General features: G+C 67.5%; 24 protein-coding genes and 2 tRNA genes. 9 read left to right on the plus strand and 17 right to left on the minus strand.

Features of this window, described 5'->3' with window-relative positions:
- Window positions 1–124 precede the first annotated feature (124 nt).
- Both P1K88_RS10995 and P1K88_RS11000 read left to right on the plus strand, forming a co-directional pair.
- Window positions 125–781 (plus strand): class I SAM-dependent methyltransferase, encoded by a 657-nt coding sequence (locus P1K88_RS10995; RefSeq protein WP_276410221.1) that lies wholly within the window; start codon window positions 125–127, stop codon window positions 779–781.
- Between the two features lie 66 nt (window positions 782–847).
- Window positions 848–918, plus strand: a tRNA-Gly gene (locus tag P1K88_RS11000).
- Between the two features lie 184 nt (window positions 919–1,102).
- Here the strand turns inward: P1K88_RS11000 and P1K88_RS11005 are convergent.
- The 3 genes from P1K88_RS11005 to P1K88_RS11015 are packed head-to-tail and all read right to left on the minus strand — an operon-like array spanning window position 1,103 to window position 2,882.
- The gene (locus tag P1K88_RS11005; protein WP_276410222.1) at window positions 1,103–1,501 is read right to left on the minus strand and encodes a hypothetical protein; all 399 of its coding nucleotides are present in this window, start codon (window positions 1,499–1,501) and stop codon (window positions 1,103–1,105) included.
- Between the two features lie 50 nt (window positions 1,502–1,551).
- On the minus strand, window positions 1,552–2,364 hold the full coding sequence (locus tag P1K88_RS11010; RefSeq protein ID WP_276410223.1) for an HD domain-containing protein: 813 nt from the start codon (window positions 2,362–2,364) through the stop codon (window positions 1,552–1,554).
- A gap of 44 nt (window positions 2,365–2,408) precedes the next feature.
- A complete protein-coding gene (locus P1K88_RS11015; RefSeq protein WP_276410224.1) occupies window positions 2,409–2,882 on the minus strand; it encodes a redoxin domain-containing protein in 474 nt (157 codons plus the stop codon).
- Window positions 2,883–3,090: 208 nt separating this feature from the next.
- Between P1K88_RS11015 and P1K88_RS11020 the strand changes: the two genes are divergently transcribed.
- Both P1K88_RS11020 and P1K88_RS11025 read left to right on the plus strand, forming a co-directional pair.
- Window positions 3,091–3,336: a twin-arginine translocase TatA/TatE family subunit gene (locus tag P1K88_RS11020; protein WP_276414141.1), complete on the plus strand. Its 246-nt coding sequence runs from the start codon at window positions 3,091–3,093 to the stop codon at window positions 3,334–3,336.
- Between the two features lie 80 nt (window positions 3,337–3,416).
- Window positions 3,417–3,490 (plus strand) — tRNA-Arg (locus tag P1K88_RS11025).
- Window positions 3,491–3,674: 184 nt separating this feature from the next.
- Here the strand turns inward: P1K88_RS11025 and P1K88_RS11030 are convergent.
- The gene (locus P1K88_RS11030) at window positions 3,675–4,211 is read right to left on the minus strand and encodes a halocyanin domain-containing protein (RefSeq protein ID WP_276410225.1); all 537 of its coding nucleotides are present in this window, start codon (window positions 4,209–4,211) and stop codon (window positions 3,675–3,677) included.
- A 204-nt stretch (window positions 4,212–4,415) separates the two neighbouring features.
- Here P1K88_RS11030 and P1K88_RS11035 point away from each other — a divergent pair, with 204 nt between their 5' ends.
- A complete protein-coding gene (locus tag P1K88_RS11035) occupies window positions 4,416–5,945 on the plus strand; it encodes a cryptochrome/photolyase family protein (protein ID WP_276410226.1) in 1,530 nt (509 codons plus the stop codon).
- A gap of 15 nt (window positions 5,946–5,960) precedes the next feature.
- On the opposite strand, the gene P1K88_RS11040 is transcribed toward P1K88_RS11035, so the two are convergent.
- The 5 genes from P1K88_RS11040 to P1K88_RS11060 all read right to left on the minus strand — a co-directional run bounded on the left by P1K88_RS11040 (window position 5,961) and on the right by P1K88_RS11060 (window position 9,744).
- Window positions 5,961–7,697 (minus strand): ABC1 kinase family protein, encoded by a 1,737-nt coding sequence (locus tag P1K88_RS11040; RefSeq protein WP_276410227.1) that lies wholly within the window; start codon window positions 7,695–7,697, stop codon window positions 5,961–5,963.
- A 60-nt stretch (window positions 7,698–7,757) separates the two neighbouring features.
- Complete coding sequence (locus P1K88_RS11045; protein WP_276410228.1) at window positions 7,758–8,465, minus strand: TMEM165/GDT1 family protein; 708 nt, start codon at window positions 8,463–8,465, stop codon at window positions 7,758–7,760.
- On the minus strand, window positions 8,462–9,175 hold the full coding sequence (locus P1K88_RS11050; RefSeq protein WP_276410229.1) for a metal-dependent transcriptional regulator: 714 nt from the start codon (window positions 9,173–9,175) through the stop codon (window positions 8,462–8,464). The genes P1K88_RS11045 and P1K88_RS11050 overlap by 4 nt, the downstream gene beginning before the upstream one ends.
- A 64-nt stretch (window positions 9,176–9,239) precedes the next feature.
- Complete coding sequence (locus tag P1K88_RS11055) at window positions 9,240–9,389, minus strand: hypothetical protein (protein ID WP_276410230.1); 150 nt, start codon at window positions 9,387–9,389, stop codon at window positions 9,240–9,242.
- A 106-nt stretch (window positions 9,390–9,495) separates the two neighbouring features.
- Window positions 9,496–9,744, minus strand: coding sequence for an MTH865 family protein (locus P1K88_RS11060; RefSeq protein WP_276277455.1), 249 nt, complete (start codon window positions 9,742–9,744; stop codon window positions 9,496–9,498).
- Between the two features lie 113 nt (window positions 9,745–9,857).
- On the opposite strand from P1K88_RS11060, the gene P1K88_RS11065 reads away from it, so the two are divergent.
- Window positions 9,858–11,204, plus strand: coding sequence for a PQQ-dependent sugar dehydrogenase (locus P1K88_RS11065; RefSeq protein ID WP_276410231.1), 1,347 nt, complete (start codon window positions 9,858–9,860; stop codon window positions 11,202–11,204).
- Between the two features lie 96 nt (window positions 11,205–11,300).
- Window positions 11,301–11,903, plus strand: coding sequence for a metal-dependent hydrolase (locus tag P1K88_RS11070; protein WP_336407540.1), 603 nt, complete (start codon window positions 11,301–11,303; stop codon window positions 11,901–11,903).
- A 3-nt stretch (window positions 11,904–11,906) separates the two neighbouring features.
- Here P1K88_RS11070 and P1K88_RS11075 read toward each other — a convergent pair whose 3' ends face one another.
- From P1K88_RS11075 to P1K88_RS11095, 5 genes are all read right to left on the minus strand, one after another.
- Window positions 11,907–12,497, minus strand: a complete 591-nt coding sequence (locus P1K88_RS11075) for a DUF2238 domain-containing protein (protein ID WP_276410233.1) — start codon at window positions 12,495–12,497, stop codon at window positions 11,907–11,909.
- 66 nt (window positions 12,498–12,563) lie between these two features.
- Window positions 12,564–13,157: a DJ-1/PfpI family protein gene (locus P1K88_RS11080; protein ID WP_276410234.1), complete on the minus strand. Its 594-nt coding sequence runs from the start codon at window positions 13,155–13,157 to the stop codon at window positions 12,564–12,566.
- 55 nt (window positions 13,158–13,212) lie between these two features.
- Complete coding sequence (locus tag P1K88_RS11085; RefSeq protein WP_276410235.1) at window positions 13,213–14,019, minus strand: HAD-IIA family hydrolase; 807 nt, start codon at window positions 14,017–14,019, stop codon at window positions 13,213–13,215.
- A gap of 79 nt (window positions 14,020–14,098) precedes the next feature.
- Window positions 14,099–14,800 (minus strand): DUF2071 domain-containing protein, encoded by a 702-nt coding sequence (locus P1K88_RS11090; protein ID WP_276410236.1) that lies wholly within the window; start codon window positions 14,798–14,800, stop codon window positions 14,099–14,101.
- 25 nt (window positions 14,801–14,825) lie between these two features.
- Window positions 14,826–15,524 (minus strand): YqjF family protein, encoded by a 699-nt coding sequence (locus P1K88_RS11095; RefSeq protein WP_276410237.1) that lies wholly within the window; start codon window positions 15,522–15,524, stop codon window positions 14,826–14,828.
- Window positions 15,525–15,621: 97 nt separating this feature from the next.
- Between P1K88_RS11095 and P1K88_RS11100 the strand changes: the two genes are divergently transcribed.
- Both P1K88_RS11100 and P1K88_RS11105 read left to right on the plus strand, forming a co-directional pair.
- Window positions 15,622–16,125 carry a macro domain-containing protein gene (locus P1K88_RS11100; protein WP_276410238.1) on the plus strand — a complete coding sequence of 168 codons (504 nt, stop codon included), beginning with the start codon at window positions 15,622–15,624 and terminating at the stop codon, window positions 16,123–16,125.
- Entirely contained in the window at window positions 16,122–16,394 is a 273-nt protein-coding gene (locus tag P1K88_RS11105; RefSeq protein WP_276410239.1) for a DUF8145 family protein, read from the plus strand. Before P1K88_RS11100 ends, P1K88_RS11105 begins: the two co-directional genes overlap by 4 nt.
- A 6-nt stretch (window positions 16,395–16,400) precedes the next feature.
- Here P1K88_RS11105 and P1K88_RS11110 read toward each other — a convergent pair whose 3' ends face one another.
- The 3 genes from P1K88_RS11110 to P1K88_RS11120 all read right to left on the minus strand — a co-directional run bounded on the left by P1K88_RS11110 (window position 16,401) and on the right by P1K88_RS11120 (window position 18,368).
- Complete coding sequence (locus P1K88_RS11110) at window positions 16,401–16,694, minus strand: hypothetical protein (RefSeq protein WP_276410240.1); 294 nt, start codon at window positions 16,692–16,694, stop codon at window positions 16,401–16,403.
- A 114-nt stretch (window positions 16,695–16,808) separates the two neighbouring features.
- Window positions 16,809–17,240: a DUF7522 family protein gene (locus P1K88_RS11115; protein ID WP_276410241.1), complete on the minus strand. Its 432-nt coding sequence runs from the start codon at window positions 17,238–17,240 to the stop codon at window positions 16,809–16,811.
- Between the two features lie 150 nt (window positions 17,241–17,390).
- A complete protein-coding gene (locus tag P1K88_RS11120; protein WP_276410242.1) occupies window positions 17,391–18,368 on the minus strand; it encodes an aldo/keto reductase in 978 nt (325 codons plus the stop codon).
- Window positions 18,369–18,373: the final 5 nt, after the last annotated feature.

The following is an 18,373-nucleotide window of genomic DNA, read 5'->3' on the forward strand; positions in this document are numbered from 1 at the left end:
GAGGGCCGAGGCCCGTCGTCTGCTGGGCCGTCTCCCGGGCCGGTTCGTAGCCGCGGCAGTGACTCCTTCCCTGTCGAGCGGCGCTGTCGAAACCCGTAAACCGCCGGTTCACCCACTCGATGACATGGACGAGCGGTCCCGCCACGGCGTCCGCGAGACGTACGAGACCATCGGCGAGCACTTCTCGAAGACCCGGGAGTACGCCTGGCCGGAGGTGGCGGCGTTCGTCGGGACTGACCGGGAGGTCGACATCGCGCTCGACCTCGGGTGTGGCAACGGCCGGCACGCCGCGCTGCTCGCCGACGTCGCGAGCCGCGTCGTGGGCGTCGACGCGAGCCGTGCGCTCCTGTCGGCGGCCCACGAACGGGTGGGCGACGACGTCGCCCTGGTCCAGGGAGACGCATCGCGGGTGCCGCTGGCGGCCGACAGCGTCACCCTGGCCGTCTACGTCGCGACGTTACACCACCTCCCGACGGACGCCGACCGGGCGGCCAGCCTGGACGAACTCGCTCGTGTCCTCGCCCCGGACGGGGAGGCACTCGTGAGCGTCTGGAGTACCGCCCACGACCGCTTCGACGCCGACGCGGACGCCGCGACGGGGTTCGATACGACCGTCGACTGGACGCTCCCCGGCGGGGAGACGGTCCCGCGGTTCTATCACATCTACGCACCGGCTGAGTTCCGTGCCGCCCTGGAATCGCGTTCGCTTCGCGTCGTCGACTTCGAGGTTTCGAGCGGGAACTGCTATGCCGTCGTCGAACCGGAAGGGAAACGCCCTTAACGGACACCCGGGTAAGACCAGGTACGTTCGCGACACGGCGTGCCCGTGGACGGACGCGCGACTCGAGCGGCGGTGGTCTAGTGGTAGGACCTGAGCCTTCCAAGCTCATGGCCCGGGTTCAAATCCCGGCCGCCGCATTCTGCGAGGAACGCAGGTGACGAGTGTAACAGCTGCGCCGGAGTCGTGAATCCTCTCGGTCCCGCCAGCAACAGCACCGCGTGGTCGGGACGCTTTCTGAGACGCCGCGTGCGGCCGGTCTGTCGACGAGTAGAGAGTGAAAAGTGGAACCGGCGACGAATCGGTGTCAGACCCGCTGGGCCGTCACCGCTCGACGTCTTCCCACACGTCGGAGGTTATCGAGGCGTCCGGATTGTCCGGGTGTGTGATGGTGAGCGTGTCCCGGCGCGTCTCGCCGACGAGTTCGACGGCGTTTCGTTCCGAACGGTTCCGCGCTGGATACGTGAACGGGCGGCGCCGGTCCGGGAGTCCGGCGACGCTCCCCCCTCGTGGTGGGTCGACGGCCGCGTCCGCCAGCGCGTCCGCTGTCGTCTCGTCCCCGCCTCCGTCGTCGCTCTCTGTGACCACTCGGCGGACACCCGGAACGCGTCGAAGCACCTCCGTGAGTCCGTCCAACACCCGTCGCGTCAGCGACCGGTCGTCCGCGTCCGCTCGCGGTACGGCTTGCCCACCCGTTCCCCCACCCTTGGGTGTGACACTCATAGCCGGAGTATATGTTACCTGGCTACAAAATCGTTGTGTCACGCCCCCGTTCAGAGTTCGATGCGCTCGACGATCTGGTCGCCGTTGTCGTGGCTGTTGATGGCCACGATACGCACGTGATCCTCGAGGCCCGACTGGTCCAGCTTCGCCTTCAGGAGGTTGTCGACCTGGTAGACGCCGGCCGCGTTGTTCATCGCTATCTCGACCAGCACGGGGGAGTCCTCGCCGGGGTTCAGCTCTACCTGCTCGATGGCTTGGCTGGAGACGGTGTTGATGCCGCGGCCACCGCTCTCGTAGGGAATCCGAGAGCGGCCATGTTCCATGTCCAGGGCGTCGGCGACGCGCACCACGCCGGCCTCGAGCGTCAGGGGAGTCTCTTCGGTGTGGTGACAGAGGATAGCGTGGAGCACTTCCCCCTTCACGCGGATCGCCTCTGGCAGGTCGTAGAACTCGGTCAGGAAGTCATCGAGGACGTCGGCCGCCAGCGGAATCGAGTAGTAGGGGTGGGAGTCCCGGTGGACGACGTGGCCGATGTCGTGCAGCGTGGCGGCGAGCGCGATGATGACGGCCTCGTCGGCTTCCTCGAGCCCCTGATCGCTCGCGCCGTTGAACTCGACGTCGCCTCGCTTGAGGAGGTCGTACAGGCACAGTGCCCGGTGGCGGACGATGTCGATGTGTTTCGCGCCGTGGTCGTTGTACCGCATCCGCTTGACGGGGTTGACGTTCTGTGCGTCGAGGTAGGTCTGTATCCGCTCGTTCTCGGCGATCGAGCGGAGCACCGCGTTCACGCGGCCGTCGGGAAAGGCGTGCTGGGCGTTCTCGTCGTATCGCCGACCCCCGTGGGTGGCATCGTCGCTACTCATACTCTCGAAGAGACGGGCCGGTGCAAAAAGGGCTTCCCGGGAAGTCAGTCGTCGCGGACGGCCTCCAGGACGTCGTCGTAGTCCGGTTCGACGCCGGGGTCGTCGCTGACCCAGGCATAGGAGACACGGTGGTCCGTGTCGACGACGTACACCGCTCGCTTGGCGAGGTTTCGGACGCCGCTCGATTCGAAGTCCATCGAGATGCCGTAGGTGTCGACTATCTCGCGGTTGGTGTCGCTTACCAGACCGAACTCGAGTCCGAGCTGGTCACGAAACTCGTTGAGGGTGAACGGTGTATCGATGCTGACGCCGTAGACGTCGGCGCCTGTGTCCGCGAACTCGCCGAGTCGGTCCTGGAACGTGCTCATCTCGTGACTGCAGGTGCTGGTGAACGCGGCGGGGAAGAACGCGAGGACGACCGGTTGTTCGCCGACGGCCTCCGAGAGCGTGAACTTGTCGACGGTGCCGTTGGCGAGCGGTGCAGTGAAGTCCGGGGCGGTGTCACCGACAGTAATCATGTCCGACGGGCGTTCGCGGTGGGCGCTGATAGCCCTTGGGAAAGCGTCCGACCGATCGAGGGTGATAGCGTCGCCGTGGGCCGGTTCGCTGCCGCCGGAAAATCCATCGACGGCGGCCCAGGAACGGGGCTTTTGCAAAAAGACTATAATAACAACCACGTAAACTCCGGTTACAATGGCAGCACCATTCGTACCACTGTTCCCCGGCATGCCGGGGACGACGGAGATGATGGTCATCCTCCTCATCGCCGTCCTCCTGTTCGGAGCGAACAAGATTCCCAAACTCGCACGGTCGACCGGTGAGGCGATGGGCGAGTTCCAGAAGGGGCGCGAGGAAGTCGAGCAGGAACTCGAGGAGATGCGTGGGGGGGCGACGGGCGAGGCCGATTCCGAGACGACCGAGGTCACCGAAGCCGACGCCGAGACCAGTACCAGCACCGAGACCGAGAAGTAACTCCGCTCCATCTTCCTCCGCTTTTTGGCGCCGAGAGCGGTAGCGAAAGCGTTTTTCACGCGCTCCCCGACGACCCGGTAGGGCGTGTGGCCTAGTGGACGAGGGCGAGGGGTTCCTAACCCCTCGATCGCGGGTTCGAATCCCGCCACGCCCGTGCATCGACCGCAGGGAGCGAACCGGCATGGCGGGATTCTAATCAGGGAGGTCGCGCGCAGCGGAGCGAGCACGTCCGACCGTGGTTCGAATCCCGCCACGCCCGTGCTGCGGGGAGCGGACGCGACGAGGGAACGGGCGTGACCGCCTTCGAGCCCCGGATAGAAAACCAGCGGAGACGGTGCCTATTCGACGACGACGGCGCCTTTCATCCCGAGTGAGAGGTGGGGTTCACACTGGTAGAGGTAGGTTCCGGCCTCCTCGAAGGTGTATTCGAAGGTCGTCCCCTCCTCGGCGACGGCCGAGCCGGAGTCGAACGCGCCGTCCTCTTCGACGACGTTGTGGGTGCCGCCCGCGCCGGTCCACTCCCAGACGACGGTCGTTCCCGTTCCGACCTTGATGGCGACCGGTTCGTAGGCGAAGGCACCGCCGTTGCCCTCGGCGCCGACCATGACCGTTACCTCGCCCTGGCCGGTCATGTCCTGGACCTGCCCATCGAAGTTCGAGGTGTCGCTCAGGTACTCCGAGACCTCGTCACTGGCGCTGCTGCTGCCGGAGCCACCGTCACCGCCCGAACCGCCATCGCCACCGTCACCGCCCGAACCGCCATCGCCACCGTCACCGCCCGAACCGCCATCACCGCCACAGCCAGCGAGCATCGAGACGGCCGAGACAGCAGCGGTAGTACGGAGGAACGTCCGTCGATTCAGGTTGGGTTGCATACGTACTCCTGTACGGATTCAATACATAAAAGAGGGGCGTTTTCCGACCGATAAAACGAGCGCATTACGCCCTCTACCGCACGATTCCGAGCGTTTCGGTCACGATTTATCGTGATACGTATCACCACCGTTACCAACGTGATTGTGGCGTGGTTTGATGACCATCCCGTCCGTAGGCGACGTAATGATTCGGAGGATCACACCGTGACTGTCTGGCTCCGCGGTGACCACCTCGTTCGCCGCCGTGGCCCGCTGACGGACCGGCCGGACGACCGCGTCGTGCTCGTTGAGGCCACGTCGTTCGCGCAGAAGCTCCCCTACCATCCCCACAAACTCACGCTGGTGTTCAGCGCGATGCGACACTTCCGTGACGAACTCCGCGACGCTGGGCGGACCGTCGACTACTACCGCGAGGAGACGTTCGCCGACGCACTCGAGGCCCACTTCGAGGCACACCCCGGGGACGAGCTGGTGACGCCGGCACCGGTCACGGAGCGCGAGCGTGACCGCCTCACGGAACTGGTTGCGGCCGCCGGCGGGACTGTCGAGTTCGTCGCCGACGAGCGGTTCGTCTGCTCGCCGGCGCAGTTCGACGAGTGGGCCGGCGACGCGGACGGCTACCGTCACGAAGACTTCTACCGGTTCCTGCGCCGCGAGACGGGGTACCTGATGGACGGCGACCGACCGGTCGGCGGCGAGTGGAACTACGACGACCAGAACCGCGAGACACCGCCGGACGACTGGACGGCGCCGGACCCGCCGTCGTTCGAACCGGACGAGCTGACCAGGGAGGTCGCCGTGTGGGTCGACCAGACGTGTGCGGGTGGGTACGACGAACCGCCGTACGGCGGTGACTGGGCCGACCCCGGGCCGTTCCGGTGGCCGGTGACGCGACGGCAGGCCGTCCGGGCGCTGGACGACTTCGTCGCGAACCGCCTCGCAGAGTTCGGACCGTACCAGGACGCCATGCGCCGCGAGGAGTGGGCGATGAGCCACAGCCTCCTGTCGACGTCGATCAACATCGGGCTGCTCGGACCGCGAGAGGTGGTCGAACGAGCAATCGCGGCCTACGAGGCCGGTGAGGCGCCCCGCAACAGCGTCGAGGGGTTCGTCAGGCAGGTGCTGGGGTGGCGCGAGTTCCTCCGCCACGTCTACCGGCGCGAGATGCCCGCCCTCGCCGGGGCGAACCAGCTCGGCGCCGAGGAGGACCTGCCGCCGTTCTACTGGACCGGGGAGACGGACATGGCGTGTCTCGCTGACGTCGTCGATGGCGTCCGGACGCGGGGCTACGCTCACCACATCGAGCGCCTGATGTTGCTCTCTAACTTCGGGCTCGTCTACGGCGTCGAACCCGTCCAGCTCAACCGCTGGTTCCACGCGGGCTTCGTCGATGCCTTCCACTGGGTGACGACGCCGAACGTCGTCGAGATGGGGCTGTTCGGCGCGGGCGTCTTCGCGACGAAACCGTACGCCGCCTCGGCGAACTACGTCGACCGGATGAGCGACTACTGCTCGGGGTGTCCCTACTACAAGACCAAGACCACCGGAGAGGGTGCCTGTCCGTTCAACGCGCTGTACTGGGACTTCCTCGACCGCAACGAGGAGCGATTGCGGTCGAACCACCGCATGGGGCTCGTCTACAGTCACCTCGACGACAAGGACGACGACGAGCGGGAGGCGATTCGCGAGCGGGCCGACCGGGTTCGGACGATGGCCACACGAGGGGATCTGTAGGTTACCGCCCGGCGCTCACTCGTCGGGGTCGGTCCCCCGCTGGCGGAGCTGGTGGCGGGTGAACTGGGGCTGGGACAGGCGCGGGCCACGCCGCCGCCGAAACGAGACGAGGAGTACGACTGCGGCGATGGCCGCCACTGTCACGGCTGTCCCGAGGGCGAGGGGGTCACCACGGGTGTAGAAGAACGCCACGACGGGCACGCCGGCGCTCACGACGATTCCGAGCAGGAGTCGGCGCGCCATCAGCGTCGTCAGGCCGTCGCTGTCGGCGAGCAGCGCCCGGACGGGCAGCCCCTCCCTGCTGGCGGTGTCCAGGGTCGACTCGAGCGACGGCGGCGTGTGGATTATCGCCCGGGCGGTGGCCGTCGCGGCTGTCTGGACCTCCTCCCGGACGGCCGTGCCTGCGTCGGCCGCGCCCTGTTCCATCACGTACTCGGTGATGATGTCGATGAAGTCGAACTCGGGGTCGAGCGACCGGCAGACCCCCTCGAGGACGGTCGTCACGCGCACCACGAGCGCGAGGTCCTGCGGGAGTCGCATGGGGAACTCGTACAACTGCTCTTCGAACTGGCCGACGAGTTCCTCGATGCGGTACTGGCTGATGTCCTCACCGCGGAACTGCTCGATGACGATCCCGAAGGCCTCGCGCATCACGTCGCGGTTCGCCTGCGGGTCCAGCGCCCCCATGGCGACGAAGGCGTCCATCACCCGATCGACGTCGTCTGTCGCCAGCGCGACGTAGAACTCCATCAGCTGCGCCCGGGTCCGGGCACCCAGGTGGCCGGTCATCCCGAAGTCGTAGAAGACGAGCGCCCCATCGGGCTGGACCGCGAGGTTCCCCGGGTGCGGGTCCGCGTGGAAGACGCCGTCCTCGACTATCATCTGGATGTAGACCTCCTCCAGCCGACGTACCAGTGCCCGCCGGTCGATGCCGAGTTCGTCGAGTCGGTCGACGTCGTCTATCTTCACGCCGTCGACGTAGGTCATCGTGAGGACGCGGTCGGTGGTCCGTGACGGCAGGACCGACGGTATCACCACGTCGTCCCTGTCCGCGAAGTTCGCACCGATCTCCCGGAGCATCCGCGCCTCGTGGCCGTAGTCCATCTCCCGGCGGATGGTCGCCGCGAACTCCTCGGCGAGGTTCTCCAGGGTGTATGCCTGGCCTGGCGGGGCGCCGCTGGTCAGAATCGGCGTCAGCGCGCGCAGGACCCGGAGGTCGGATTCGACCCGCTGGCGGATCCCGGGCCGGAGGACCTTCACGGCGACCGTCTCGCCGTCGCACTCGGCGACGTACACCTGGCCGAGCGAGGCGCCGCTGATGGGCGTCGTGTCGAAGTCCTCGAACTGCTCGTCGACGGGGCCCAGTTCCGCCTCGATGACCTGCCGGATGTCGCCCCAGTCGTCCGGCGGGACGCGGTCCTGCAGTTCCGCGAGGACGTCGACGTACTCCTGTGGGATTGCGTCCGGCCGGGTCGAGAGCATCTGGCCGAGCTTGATGAAGGCCGGCCCGAGGTCGACGAACGTCGTCTTGAGCTCTCGGGCTCGCCGCGTCCGCTCGGCCGCCGGCACGGAGCGCGACCGGCCAAAGAGGACGAACCGGCGTCTGTCCCGGGCCCAGGCCAGCACCAGGGGGACGAACTGCCAGACGATGACCACCGTCCGCCAGAGGGCGCGCAGGGTGACCCGGAGGCCGGTCGGCCGCGCCTCGCCGCGCTGGTCGTACCCGTGACCCCCGCTCTCGGAGTCGCTCACTATCGCTCTGTCGGGGCCCGTGACAGATGAGTGTACTGGACGAGGCAGTCGCGGGCCGGGTCACACCGGCACGAGGCTGCTGGCGACCTCGACCCCGGTCTCCCAGACGGAGACGCCGACGGTCACCGAGAGCGCGAAGTCGGCGGCGAAAAACAGGAATATCACCGCGCCGACGAAGTGTGCCTTCCGGAGGTCGAACGCGTGTGAGAAGCGATGGAAGAACAGCGCGTTCGCGATGCTCACCGGGATGATGGCCAGCATCTCGCCGGTCCAGATGGCTGTGGGGAAGGACGGATACTGGGTCGCGAGCAAGATGGTGATAGTCTGGGTCTTGTCCCCGAACTCGCCGAAGGCCATCATGGCGAAGATGGGGAGGAACCCACCCAGCCTGTTCGGGACGCGAACACCGAGGAGGGGGACGCGGACCTCCAGCTCGCCACCGTCCGTGGTGAACCCGGACTGGGTGCTGGTGTCGGGTGCGCCCTCCGGCGGTGCCGACCGCACGAGCAGGACGGCGAAGGCCACGAACAGCAGTGCGGTGAGTGCGTCGAGGTAGACGCCGGGTAGCAGCTCGGTGACGCGCCGGCCGACCCAGACCTCGACGACGGTCCAGCCCGCGAAGGCACTCCCGGCGGCGGCGACGACCATCGCCGGGTGGAACCGCGTCGAGAGCCCCGCGATGATGAACTGGACCTTCTCGCCGGGGAGGACCGCCAGCTGGGCCCCCGCCGCGATGGCGACCACGCCGAGCCAGGTCACCTCGCTCATGACTGGGTGGATTCGTCGGTCCCGGGGACGGTCGATTCGACGCGCGGCTCTTCGAGCGGGCGGACCTGGATTGCCTCGGTGATGTGGTCGGGGAGCGAGACGGTCCCCGTCCCGTCGATCCGGACGGTCATCAGCCCGATGGGCGCAATCTCCTCGACGGTGAACCGGGTCCCGGGCGTGATGCCCTCCCGGTCGAGGTAGGTGAGTTCCTCCGGGTCCCGGTCCCGCACCCGGACCACCTCGAGGTGGTCGCCCTCCCCGTGGTCCGACAGCGACGACTCGCCTGCGTCGTCGATGGGTTCGAGCGCGTCGTTGGGAATCGGGTCGCCGTGCGGGTCGACCACGGGCTGGTCGAGGCGGTCAGCCACACGGCGCTCGAACTCCTCGCTGATGTGGTGTTCGAGTATCTCGGCCTCCTCGTGGACCTCGGCCCAGTCGTAACCGAGTTCCTCGCTGAGGAACGTCTCGATGAGGCGGTGGTGGCGGATGACCTCGAGCGCGACCGTCTCGCCCTCCCGGGTCAGCGTCACGCCCGTGTACTTCTCGCGGTCGACGAGGCCACGGTCTGTCAGGTTCTCGATCATGCTCGTGGCCGTCGGCGGCGTGACCTCGAGCTTCTCTGCGAGTCTGGAGGTGGCCACCGGCCCTCGGTCCTTCCGTTCGAGGGTGTAGATGGCTTTCAGGTAGTCCTCCATCTTCGCGCTTAGCATACCAGAATTTAGACGTGTCGAATTCAAAAGTGTGGTGATGTGCTAGTCCGGCGTCGTGGGGGCCTCACTCGTCGGCGGCGTAGGTCTCGGTCCGGTACCTGGTCAGCAGGTACAGGAACAGGTACCCGATGGCACCGAGGATGAAGAGCGTCGCCGGGATGAGGAACGGGCCGAACGTGCTGACCAGCGTCTCGACCACCGGCGTGACGAACATACCCGGGTTTGGGAACGGGCACTGATAAAACGACGAGACACGAACCGGCCTCAGTCACGGCGCCGTCGCTCGCAGTCTTCGTACCCGTCCGACCGGAGCCGGCCGTTCAGATGAGGTCCTGGTTCTCGAGTGACTCCATCACGTCGTCGACGAACGCGTCGACGCTCTCGTATGGGAACTCACCGTCGAGTTTCGTGTTCAGTTCCATGGCCGTCATCGAGAACTCGCCCGACTCGAACTTCGTCGACGGGCCGGCCGGCAGGGCCGGGACGAGGTCCATCGGACTGGATATGGGGTAGTCCGCACCCTCGAACGCCTCGACGAACTGCTCTCGGAGGTCTGCTTTGTCTACCATCGTTCGTCTGACTGTACCGCCAGCCGTTCCATAAAAGGTTCGAAGGGGAGACACTCTTCCGTTGTTTGAAGTTTATTCCGCGCGTTCTTGTCGCTCCAGTCCCAACAGCGGGTATGGTCACACAGCGCCGACGGCAGTTCCTCCGCGCGGGCCTGCTCGGACTCGGCGGGCTCGCAGGGTGCGTGGGTCCGGGTGGGCCCGCATCCTCGCGCACCGAACCGGCCGACGACACCGGACCGTCGCCACCGTCCCCGGACGAGTCGCCCGACCAGTCGCTCGCCTCGCTCGAACTCACCGGGGACCCGGTAGCGGACGGGTTTACTGCACCCGTCGACGTCCTCGCGCCCCGGCCGGACGAGTACTTCGTCGCCGACCAGGCCGGTGTCGTCACTCGCATCGGTCCCGAAGGGGAGTCACGCCCCGTCCTCGACGTTCGGGACCGTATGGTGTCCGTCAGCGGGTACGACGAACGAGGTCTGCTCGGCCTGGCGCTGCACCCCGATTACGACGGCGACGGCCGCCTGTTTGTCAGGTACAGCGCTCCACGGCGACCGGGGACGCCCGAGAACTTCTCGCACACGTTCGTGCTGGCCGAGTTCGCGGTCCGCGACGGCAGCGTCGACGAGGGGAGCGAGCGGACCGTCCTGGAGATCCCACAGCCACAGTCGAACCACAACGCCGGCGCCGTCACGTTCGGGCCGGACGGGTACCTCTACGTGGCCGTCGGTGACGGCGGTGCCGGCGGTGACCGGGGACGGGGCCACGTCGACGACTGGTACGACGCCGTCGAGGGCGGCAACGGCCAGGACGTCACCGAGAACCTCCTCGGGAGTATCCTCAGACTCGACGTGGACGACGCGCCCAGCGGCGAGCCCTACGGGATTCCGGACGACAACCCGCTGGCCGGCGAGTCCGGGCTCGACGAACACTACGCCTGGGGCTTTCGCAACCCCTGGCGCTTCTCCTTTGGTCCCGACGGGCGATTCTTCGTCGCCGACGTCGGGCAAAGCGAGTTCGAGGAGGTGAACCTCGTCGAACGGGGCGGGAACTACGGGTGGAACGTCCGCGAGGCGACACACTGTTTCGATGCGTCGGACTGTCCGACCGAGACGGCCGACGGCCGGCCGCTCGCCGATCCGATCATCGAGTACCCCCACGGCGGGAGCGACGTCTCGGGCGTCTCCGTCATCGGCGGGTACCTCTACGACGGCGCGTCGATTCCGGCCCTCGACGGCCGGTACGTCTTCGCCGACTGGCGGGCGAACGGTCGCCTGTTCGTCGCGAGCGAACGCGACCGCGACCGCTGGCCCGTCCGTGCCGTCCCCATCGTCGGCGAGGACGTGGGCCAGAACGTGCTCGCGTTCGGGCGGACGACGGCGGGGGAACTGCTCGCCTGTACCACGGAACGCGGGGGCGTGAGCGGCGAGAGCGGCGTCGTCCACCAGATTCGGGAGCGCTGATGCCGGCTTCCCGCCCTCGCGGCGGGAGGCGGTCGGTGTGTCACCACACCTGCCGATACGGTTTTACGTCGCAACGCGATATCTTCGGGCGAGATGATGGCAACGACCCACGCGCTCGTCGGGGTGGCCGTCGCGTCCGTCGTCGCGGTCACCAACCCGGAGTACGCCGGTGTCGCGATGGTGGGGGCGTTCGCCGGCGGGGTGTTCCCCGACCTGGACCTCTACGTGGGCCACCGCAAGACGCTGCACTACCCGACGTACTACTGGGTACTCGTCGGCGGCGCGGCGCTGGTCGTGGCCGTCGCGAGTACGCCGGTCACCGTCGGGGTCGGGTTCTTCCTGCTGGGGGCGGCCCTGCACTCGACGATGGATATCTTCGGCGGGGGCCTCGAGTTGCGACCCTGGGAAGCGGGATCGGAACGTGCGGTGTACGACCACTTCCGGGGGCGCTGGCACCCCCCTCGCCGGTGGATTCGCTACGACGGGTCGCCGGAGGACGCCCTCGTCGCCTCGGCCGTCGCGATACCTGCACTCACCGTGACGGACGGGCCGGTGGCGACGCTCGTCGCGGGGGCGGTGCTGGTCTCGGTGACCTATGCGCTGGTCCGCCGGCAGATACCGGTGCTGACGGAGCACGCGCTCCGGTTCGTCCCTACGCCGCTGTACGCCTACCTTCCAGACCGGTTCGTCGAGGGATGACCGTCAGCGGTCGTCCCGGCGACTCTCGTCCCGGTCGATGAAGTTCTCGAGGTACTCGTCGCCGACGGCCAGGACGACCAGTGCGCCGACGAGGTTGAAACAGAGGTCAAGGAGCGTGTCCGTTCGCCCGTAGGTCCGCAACATGGGCTCGACATCCAGCGCGTCCGCGACACTGTGGATGCCGTACTCCCCGATCTCCCAGACGATGCCAGCCAGGCCGACGGCACCCATGACGGTCGCGGTGGGGTCGTTCCCCCGCCGTCGCGTGACGACGTGGACCAGGCCACCGAGTAGCGTCGCCGAGTGAGTGTGCGTGAGGTGGTCCCACCACCAGACGTCGTCGTAGGGGCCGAGCATACCGACGGCGTGGGTCACCATCGCCGATCCGGTGTACAGCCGTTGCCAGGGCAGGAACTCGACGCCGTACCTGGATTCGAGGACGGGAGGGAGGAAGGTTCCGGCCAGCGAAAGGACGGCGTTGACTGCCGCACTCCAGTTCCGCCGGTGGACGCCGACGAGGAAGACGGCGACGAGCGTGACTCTGATGCCTCGCTCGGCGGTCCGAGCGGGGCCGTTGGAGGAGGATGACGACACTGGGGCTCGTTTCGTATCTGACGGATGGCGTGGAAAAATGTGTTTCGCCGACGCGAGTGGCGTCGGTCAGTCGTCGGCCGGCACTGCCGCGTCGCCGTGGGTGACCTCGTCGCCCATGAGCGTCATGAACTCCGCGAGCCACTCGGGGTGGTCCGGCCAGGCCTGTCCGGTCACGAGGTTCCGGTCGCGGACGACGCCGTCGACCCACGAGCAGCCGGCGGCTTCACACTCCGGGCGACAGGCCGGATAGGACGTCGCCTCGTAGCCGTCGAGGACCCCTGCCGCGGCGAGTATCTGTGGGCCGTGACACAGCGCCGCGACGGGCTTATCCGCCTCGAAGAAGTGCTGGACCGCGTCGATGACCTCCTCGTGTGTCCGCAGGTACTCCGGGGCGCGGCCGCCGGGGACGACCAGCGCGTCGTAGTCGCTGGGGTCGATATCGGCCATCGTCGCGTTCAGCTCGAAGTCGTGGCCCCGCGCTTCCATGTACGTCTGGTCGCCACGGAAGTCGTGTATCGCCGTCTTGATCTTCTCGCCGGCCTCCTTGTCCGGACAGACCGCGTGGACGTCGTGACCGACCATCTGCAGCGCCTGGAACGGGACCATTATCTCGGCGTCCTCGCCGAAATCGCCGACTATCATCAGGATGTCGTTGCTCATTGGTACCACCGTCCGTACGTTCTCGCTCGGCGGAAATAAAGACAGAGGTGAACTATCAGATACGTTTCCCTTCCGGCGGCTCCTCGAAGAGCCGTCCCACGTCGGCGAGCGAGTCGAGGACGTAGTCGGGTCGGACGTCGCTGCGGGCGAGTTCAGCCTCGTCGGTGACGCCCGTCGTGACAAGCGCCGTCGTCATCCCGGTCCGTTCCCCCATGGCGATGTCCGTGTCGAGACGGTCCCCGACCACCAGGCACTCCTCGGGCGGACAGCCGACCCGGTCGAGGGCCGCGTCGACGGCCACCTGTGAGGGCTTCCCCAGGATGGCGTCCGGGTCCCGGTCGACGACGCCGGCGATGGCGTTGATGATGGCGCCCGAACCGGGGGTGGCCCGGCCCGCTTCGTCGGGGAACGTCCGGTCCGGGTCCGTCCCGAGGAACGCCGTGTTCTCGTCGACGGCACGGAGCGACGCCACCAGGTCGCGGTAGTGAAACGAGTCCGTCCACGAGGCCAGCAGCACGTCGGCCGCCGCCGGGTCCGAGACGACGTCGACCGACGTCGCACGGACGTGTGCCCGGAGCGGCTCGCTGCCCACGACGAACACCCGGTCGCCGGCGTGACGCGAGTCGAGGTACTCGCAGGTGACGACCACCGACGAGCAGGCTTCGCCCGGCCGGGCGTCGACGCCGAGCGCACCGAGGCGCTCGACGTACTCGGTGCCGTCGTGGAGCGGGTTGTTCGAGAAGAAACAGACGTCGGCCCCCCGACGCCGTATCTCGTCGATGGCGTCGGAGACGCCCGGCAGGAGGGTGTCGCCGCGATAGACGGTGCCGTCCAGGTCAAGAATTACGCCCCCGTATGTCATCTACCGACGCTTCGGACCCGAGAGACAAAAATCCGTCTCGCCGGCGGCGTGATCTCGCCGGCGCTCACCCGGCCCGCCGTCAGCGACGCCGGGACCCGACCAGCGGCGTCGGCGGCGCCAGGGCGACCTCGATGCCGGGGCTGTAGTGAACCAGCGGGTCGGCGACGGGACCACCGAGCCCGACCAGTTCGAGCGGCGCGCTTCCGACCGACGCCTCCACCGGGACGAGTCGCCAGGGGTCGTGGCCGACACTCCCGGCGAGACGGGTCCCGGCGGGCCCCGTCGCGAAGTAGCGCTCCCGCTCGACGAGAAAGCCCGCAAGCGAATCGGGCGGTGCCGTCGCCCCGTCGCTATCGGCGGGCACGTACTCGACGTCCAGCGCCCGACGGTCGTCCACGTCCAGCGTCCGGTGGGTCGAGCCGTCGGGTCCGTGGCGAACAGCGAGGCGTCCACGGCGGTAGGGGAGACCGAGCAGGCGGCTGGCCGTCTCCCGGGTGAACCGGTCCTCGGTGTACAGGCCCAGGAAGTAGACGCCGCGCTGGTCGGTCGGCCCCCGGACGTACGTCCGCAGGTTCACGGCAGCGGCCGGGCGCGTCAGGTCGACGCCGAACGACCGGACGCGTTCGACCGTGTGTGCGACCGCCGAGACCCACGCGTCGCCGTCGACGGCCTCGACGGTGAGCCAGTCGGGCACCAGCGGGGTCAGGACTTCGGGAGCGACCGGCCAGTGACAGAAGCACACGTCGTCGAGTGTCGTCCGAAGCGGGGTGACCGAGACCACGGCATCGCTTGGAGCAGGACGACAATCAGTCTAGCGCCCGGGCCTCGAACCGGTGGAGCACGCCGGCGGTCACGTCGATCCCCTCGCTGTAGTGGACGAGCGGTTCGCCGTCCGGGTACTCGAACCCGTTGACGTCGAAGAGCTCGTTCCGGCGGACGTCGGCCGTCCCGGCCTCCAGCGGCCACGGGGCGTGGTCGATGTCGGCGTAGTAGACCTGTCCGTTCTCCGCGCTGGCGTAGAACCGGTACCGTTCGACGAGGAACTGCTCCAGCGAGTGTGCGTCGGGTGTCGACGGCGCTCCGTCACCCTGGTAGGTCACGTCGAACCGCGCCGTCGACCCGTCCGTCCCGGGCCGCTCGCTTTGGAACCTCACTCGGCCGTCGCGGGACTCGACGCCCATCGACGCCGAGTAGTACGGCAACATGAACAGTCGGCGGGCGAGGCGGACGCTGAGCGAGTCGTCGGCGTCCAGGTTGTAGAAGTATACCCCGGGAGTCCCGTCGGCGCGGACGTAGGTCCGCAGGTTCAACTCGCCGAACGAGCGGCCGATCGGGCTCCCCCGGGGTCTGATGTCGGCCATCCGGAAGGGAACGACGCCAAGGTACGCGTCGCCGTCGTAGGTGTCGACCGTCATCGGGTCGGGAAGAGTCTCGGCGACGACGGACGGGTCGACCGGCCAGTGGAGGAACCCCACGTCCCGCCAGCGCATCCGGAGGATGTCCATACTGGATAGTACGTGCTCGAGGACTTTCGGCCTGTCGTGAGAGTCGTCCCCACGCACCCGGCAACGCTTTTTTCGCCAGGGGCCCGACGGTCCACGTATGGACTTCGAGGTCATCCAGGGCGACATCGCCGCCCAGTCGGCGGACGTACTGGTCAACGCCGCGAACACGAGCCTCCACATGGGGTCGGGGGTCGCCGGGGCGCTCAAACGGGCGGCCGGCGGGGGGTTGGACGACGAAGCCGTCTCGAAGGGACCGGTCGAGCTCGGCGGCGTCGCGACGACGGACGCGTACGACCTGGACGCCGAGTACGTGATCCACGCAGCGGCGATGCCCCCGGGCGGGTCCTCGACGGCCGACAGCATCCGCGACGCCACACGGCACGCCCTCGAAGAGGCCGACGCGCTGGACTGTGAATCGATGGTCCTCCCGGCGCTCGGGTGCGGCATCGCCGGGTTCGACTTCGAGTCGGGCGTCCGCATCATCTGTGAGACCATCGCGGCGTTCGACCCCGGCTCGCTCGAGAACGTCCGTCTCATCGCCTACTCCGACGACGACTACGAGCGCATCCGGCGTGTGGCAGACGAGGGACGCACGGCGTGACGGACCCCGACAGACCGGCCGACACCGGGGCCGACGAACCCGAGTCGGACGGCCCCGTCCGCTGTCCGGTCTGTGGCGCCGACTTCGAGTCGGCGTCGGTCCACGACGAGGGGCTGATGGTCAACCTGCTCGAGAACGACCGGTTCAGACGCGTCTGCGTCCAGCCCGTCGGCGACGGCGACGGGACGCCCCTCGTCCGCTTTTTCCACCACACGCACGAACAGGCCGGGACGGGCCAACCCGGGACTGTCGGCGGGCGGGTCCCCTGACGGCGGTCAGGTCAGCACCAGTCGGCCGGCGCGCCACTCCCAGAGCGCCTCCAGCGTGAGCCAGACCAGCAGCCAGGCGGCCAGGAACGTAAACACAAGCAGCGTCGAGGAGAGGTAGTGCAGGACCTCGCTGGCCGCCGCTAGCGCGGGGTAGAACAGCGCGGTTCCGACGAACGTCAGGGCGAACCCGACGAAGCCGGTGACGTAGTGTTCGACGGGGTCGACCGGGAGACCCTGTGGGGCCTCAGCACCGCACGTGCGTCCCGACTGTACCCGGTCGTCGGTCCGTGACGTGGGCATTGTTCACACACCACACCTAGACGGACGCGATCGGCCTATTTAATCTTTGGCACCACCGGCTGCGTGCGCGGGGAGATCTGCCCACCGAGGGCACGGACCGGTCAGCAGTGGCGCTCAGTCGGCCGCTTCCTCGAGGAGTTCCGTCACGGCCTTCGCGGCGTCCTGGAAGGCCTCGACCTCCATCTCGTCTGTCGTCAGGAGGACGCCGATGCCGTCACCGAGGAAGCGGATGACGTAGCCGTCGTCGTGGACCCGTACGGTGAACTCGTAGGTCCCGATGCTTGAGGGGTCGCCCGGGACGGAGAGCACCGATCGGACCGGCGCCTCGTCGAAGCCGATGCGTTCGAACTCGACCAGTCGCGACTTGGCCTCCATCGCGCCCTGCTGGGTCTCGTAGAGGTCCTTGCGGACGTAAAGCAGGTCCATGTCCCGCTCTGTGAAGTAGATGACGCTGCGGAGCGTGTCGCCCAGCGTCGTCCGGGCGGCGCTGATGAGGCTGTCGGCGAACGTGGTGTCGATGCCGGTGCTGAACGGGACAGAATACATGCGCCTCGTAGGTATCCTGATATCTTAAAGTTATGCGTCCCTTTTCGAGCCAATAGTACGAAAAAGAGTCCAGGATTGCGAGAGAATTGAACCGTATCCGGACTCCGTCGTGACTCGTGGGCGTCTGTCAGCGGTCGACGCCCACCGCTCTCACTCGTGTCCGGACACGCGGACCGGTTCGTACGGGTCTTCGAGCCACTCGACGTCGCTCGCCGAAAGGTCGATATCGAGGGCAGCGACGGCGTCCTCCAGGTGTTCGATGCTCGTGGTTCCGACGATCGGTGCGTCGACCCACTCCTTCTCGAGGATCCACGCCAGCGCGATCTGGGCCATCGAGGCGTCGTACTCGTCGGCCAGCTCCTCGACGCGTTCGTTGACCTGGCGGCCGCCGCCATCGAAGTAGGGATGGCCGCGCGCGTGGTCGTCCGTCTCGCCGCGCGTGGTCGCTTCGAACTCCTCGTGGGGCCGGGTGAGATAGCCCCGCGCGAGCGGACTCCACGGGATGACACCGACGTCCTCCTGCTCACACAGCGGCAGCATCTCGCGTTCCTCCTCCCGGTAGAGGAGGTTGTAGTGGTTCTGCATCGTCACGAACCGTTCCAGCCTCTCGCGGTCGCTGGTGTGCAGCGACTCGGCGAACTGGTGGGCCCACATCGACGACGCGCCGACGTATCGCGTCTGGTTCCGGCGCACCAGGTCGTCGAGGGTCCGCATCGTCTGCTCGATGGGCGTGTCGTAGTCCCACCGATGGATCTGATAGAGGTCGACGGTGTCCATCCCCAGACGCTCCAGTGAGTTCGCACACTCCTGTTCGAGGGCCTTCCGCGAGAGACCGGCGGAGTTGGGATTGTCCTCGTCCATCCGGTGGAACCCCTTCGTCGCGACGACCTGTGCGTCGCGCTCGTAGTCCGCGAGGACGTTCCCGAGGACGCGCTCGGACTCGCCCAGCGAGTACATGTTGGCGGTGTCGAAGAAGTTGATGCCCAGGTCGATGGCGCGCTCGATTATCTCCCTGCTCTCCGGTTCCTCGAGGACCCAGTCCCGCCAGTCGGACGTACCGAAACTCATACACCCCAGACAGAGGCGGCTGACTTCCACGCCGGTCGAACCGAGTGTCGTGTACTCCATACCCA

The organism is Haloarcula halobia (assembly GCF_029338255.1).
Classification (GTDB): Archaea; Halobacteriota; Halobacteria; order Halobacteriales; family Haloarculaceae; genus Haloarcula; species Haloarcula halobia.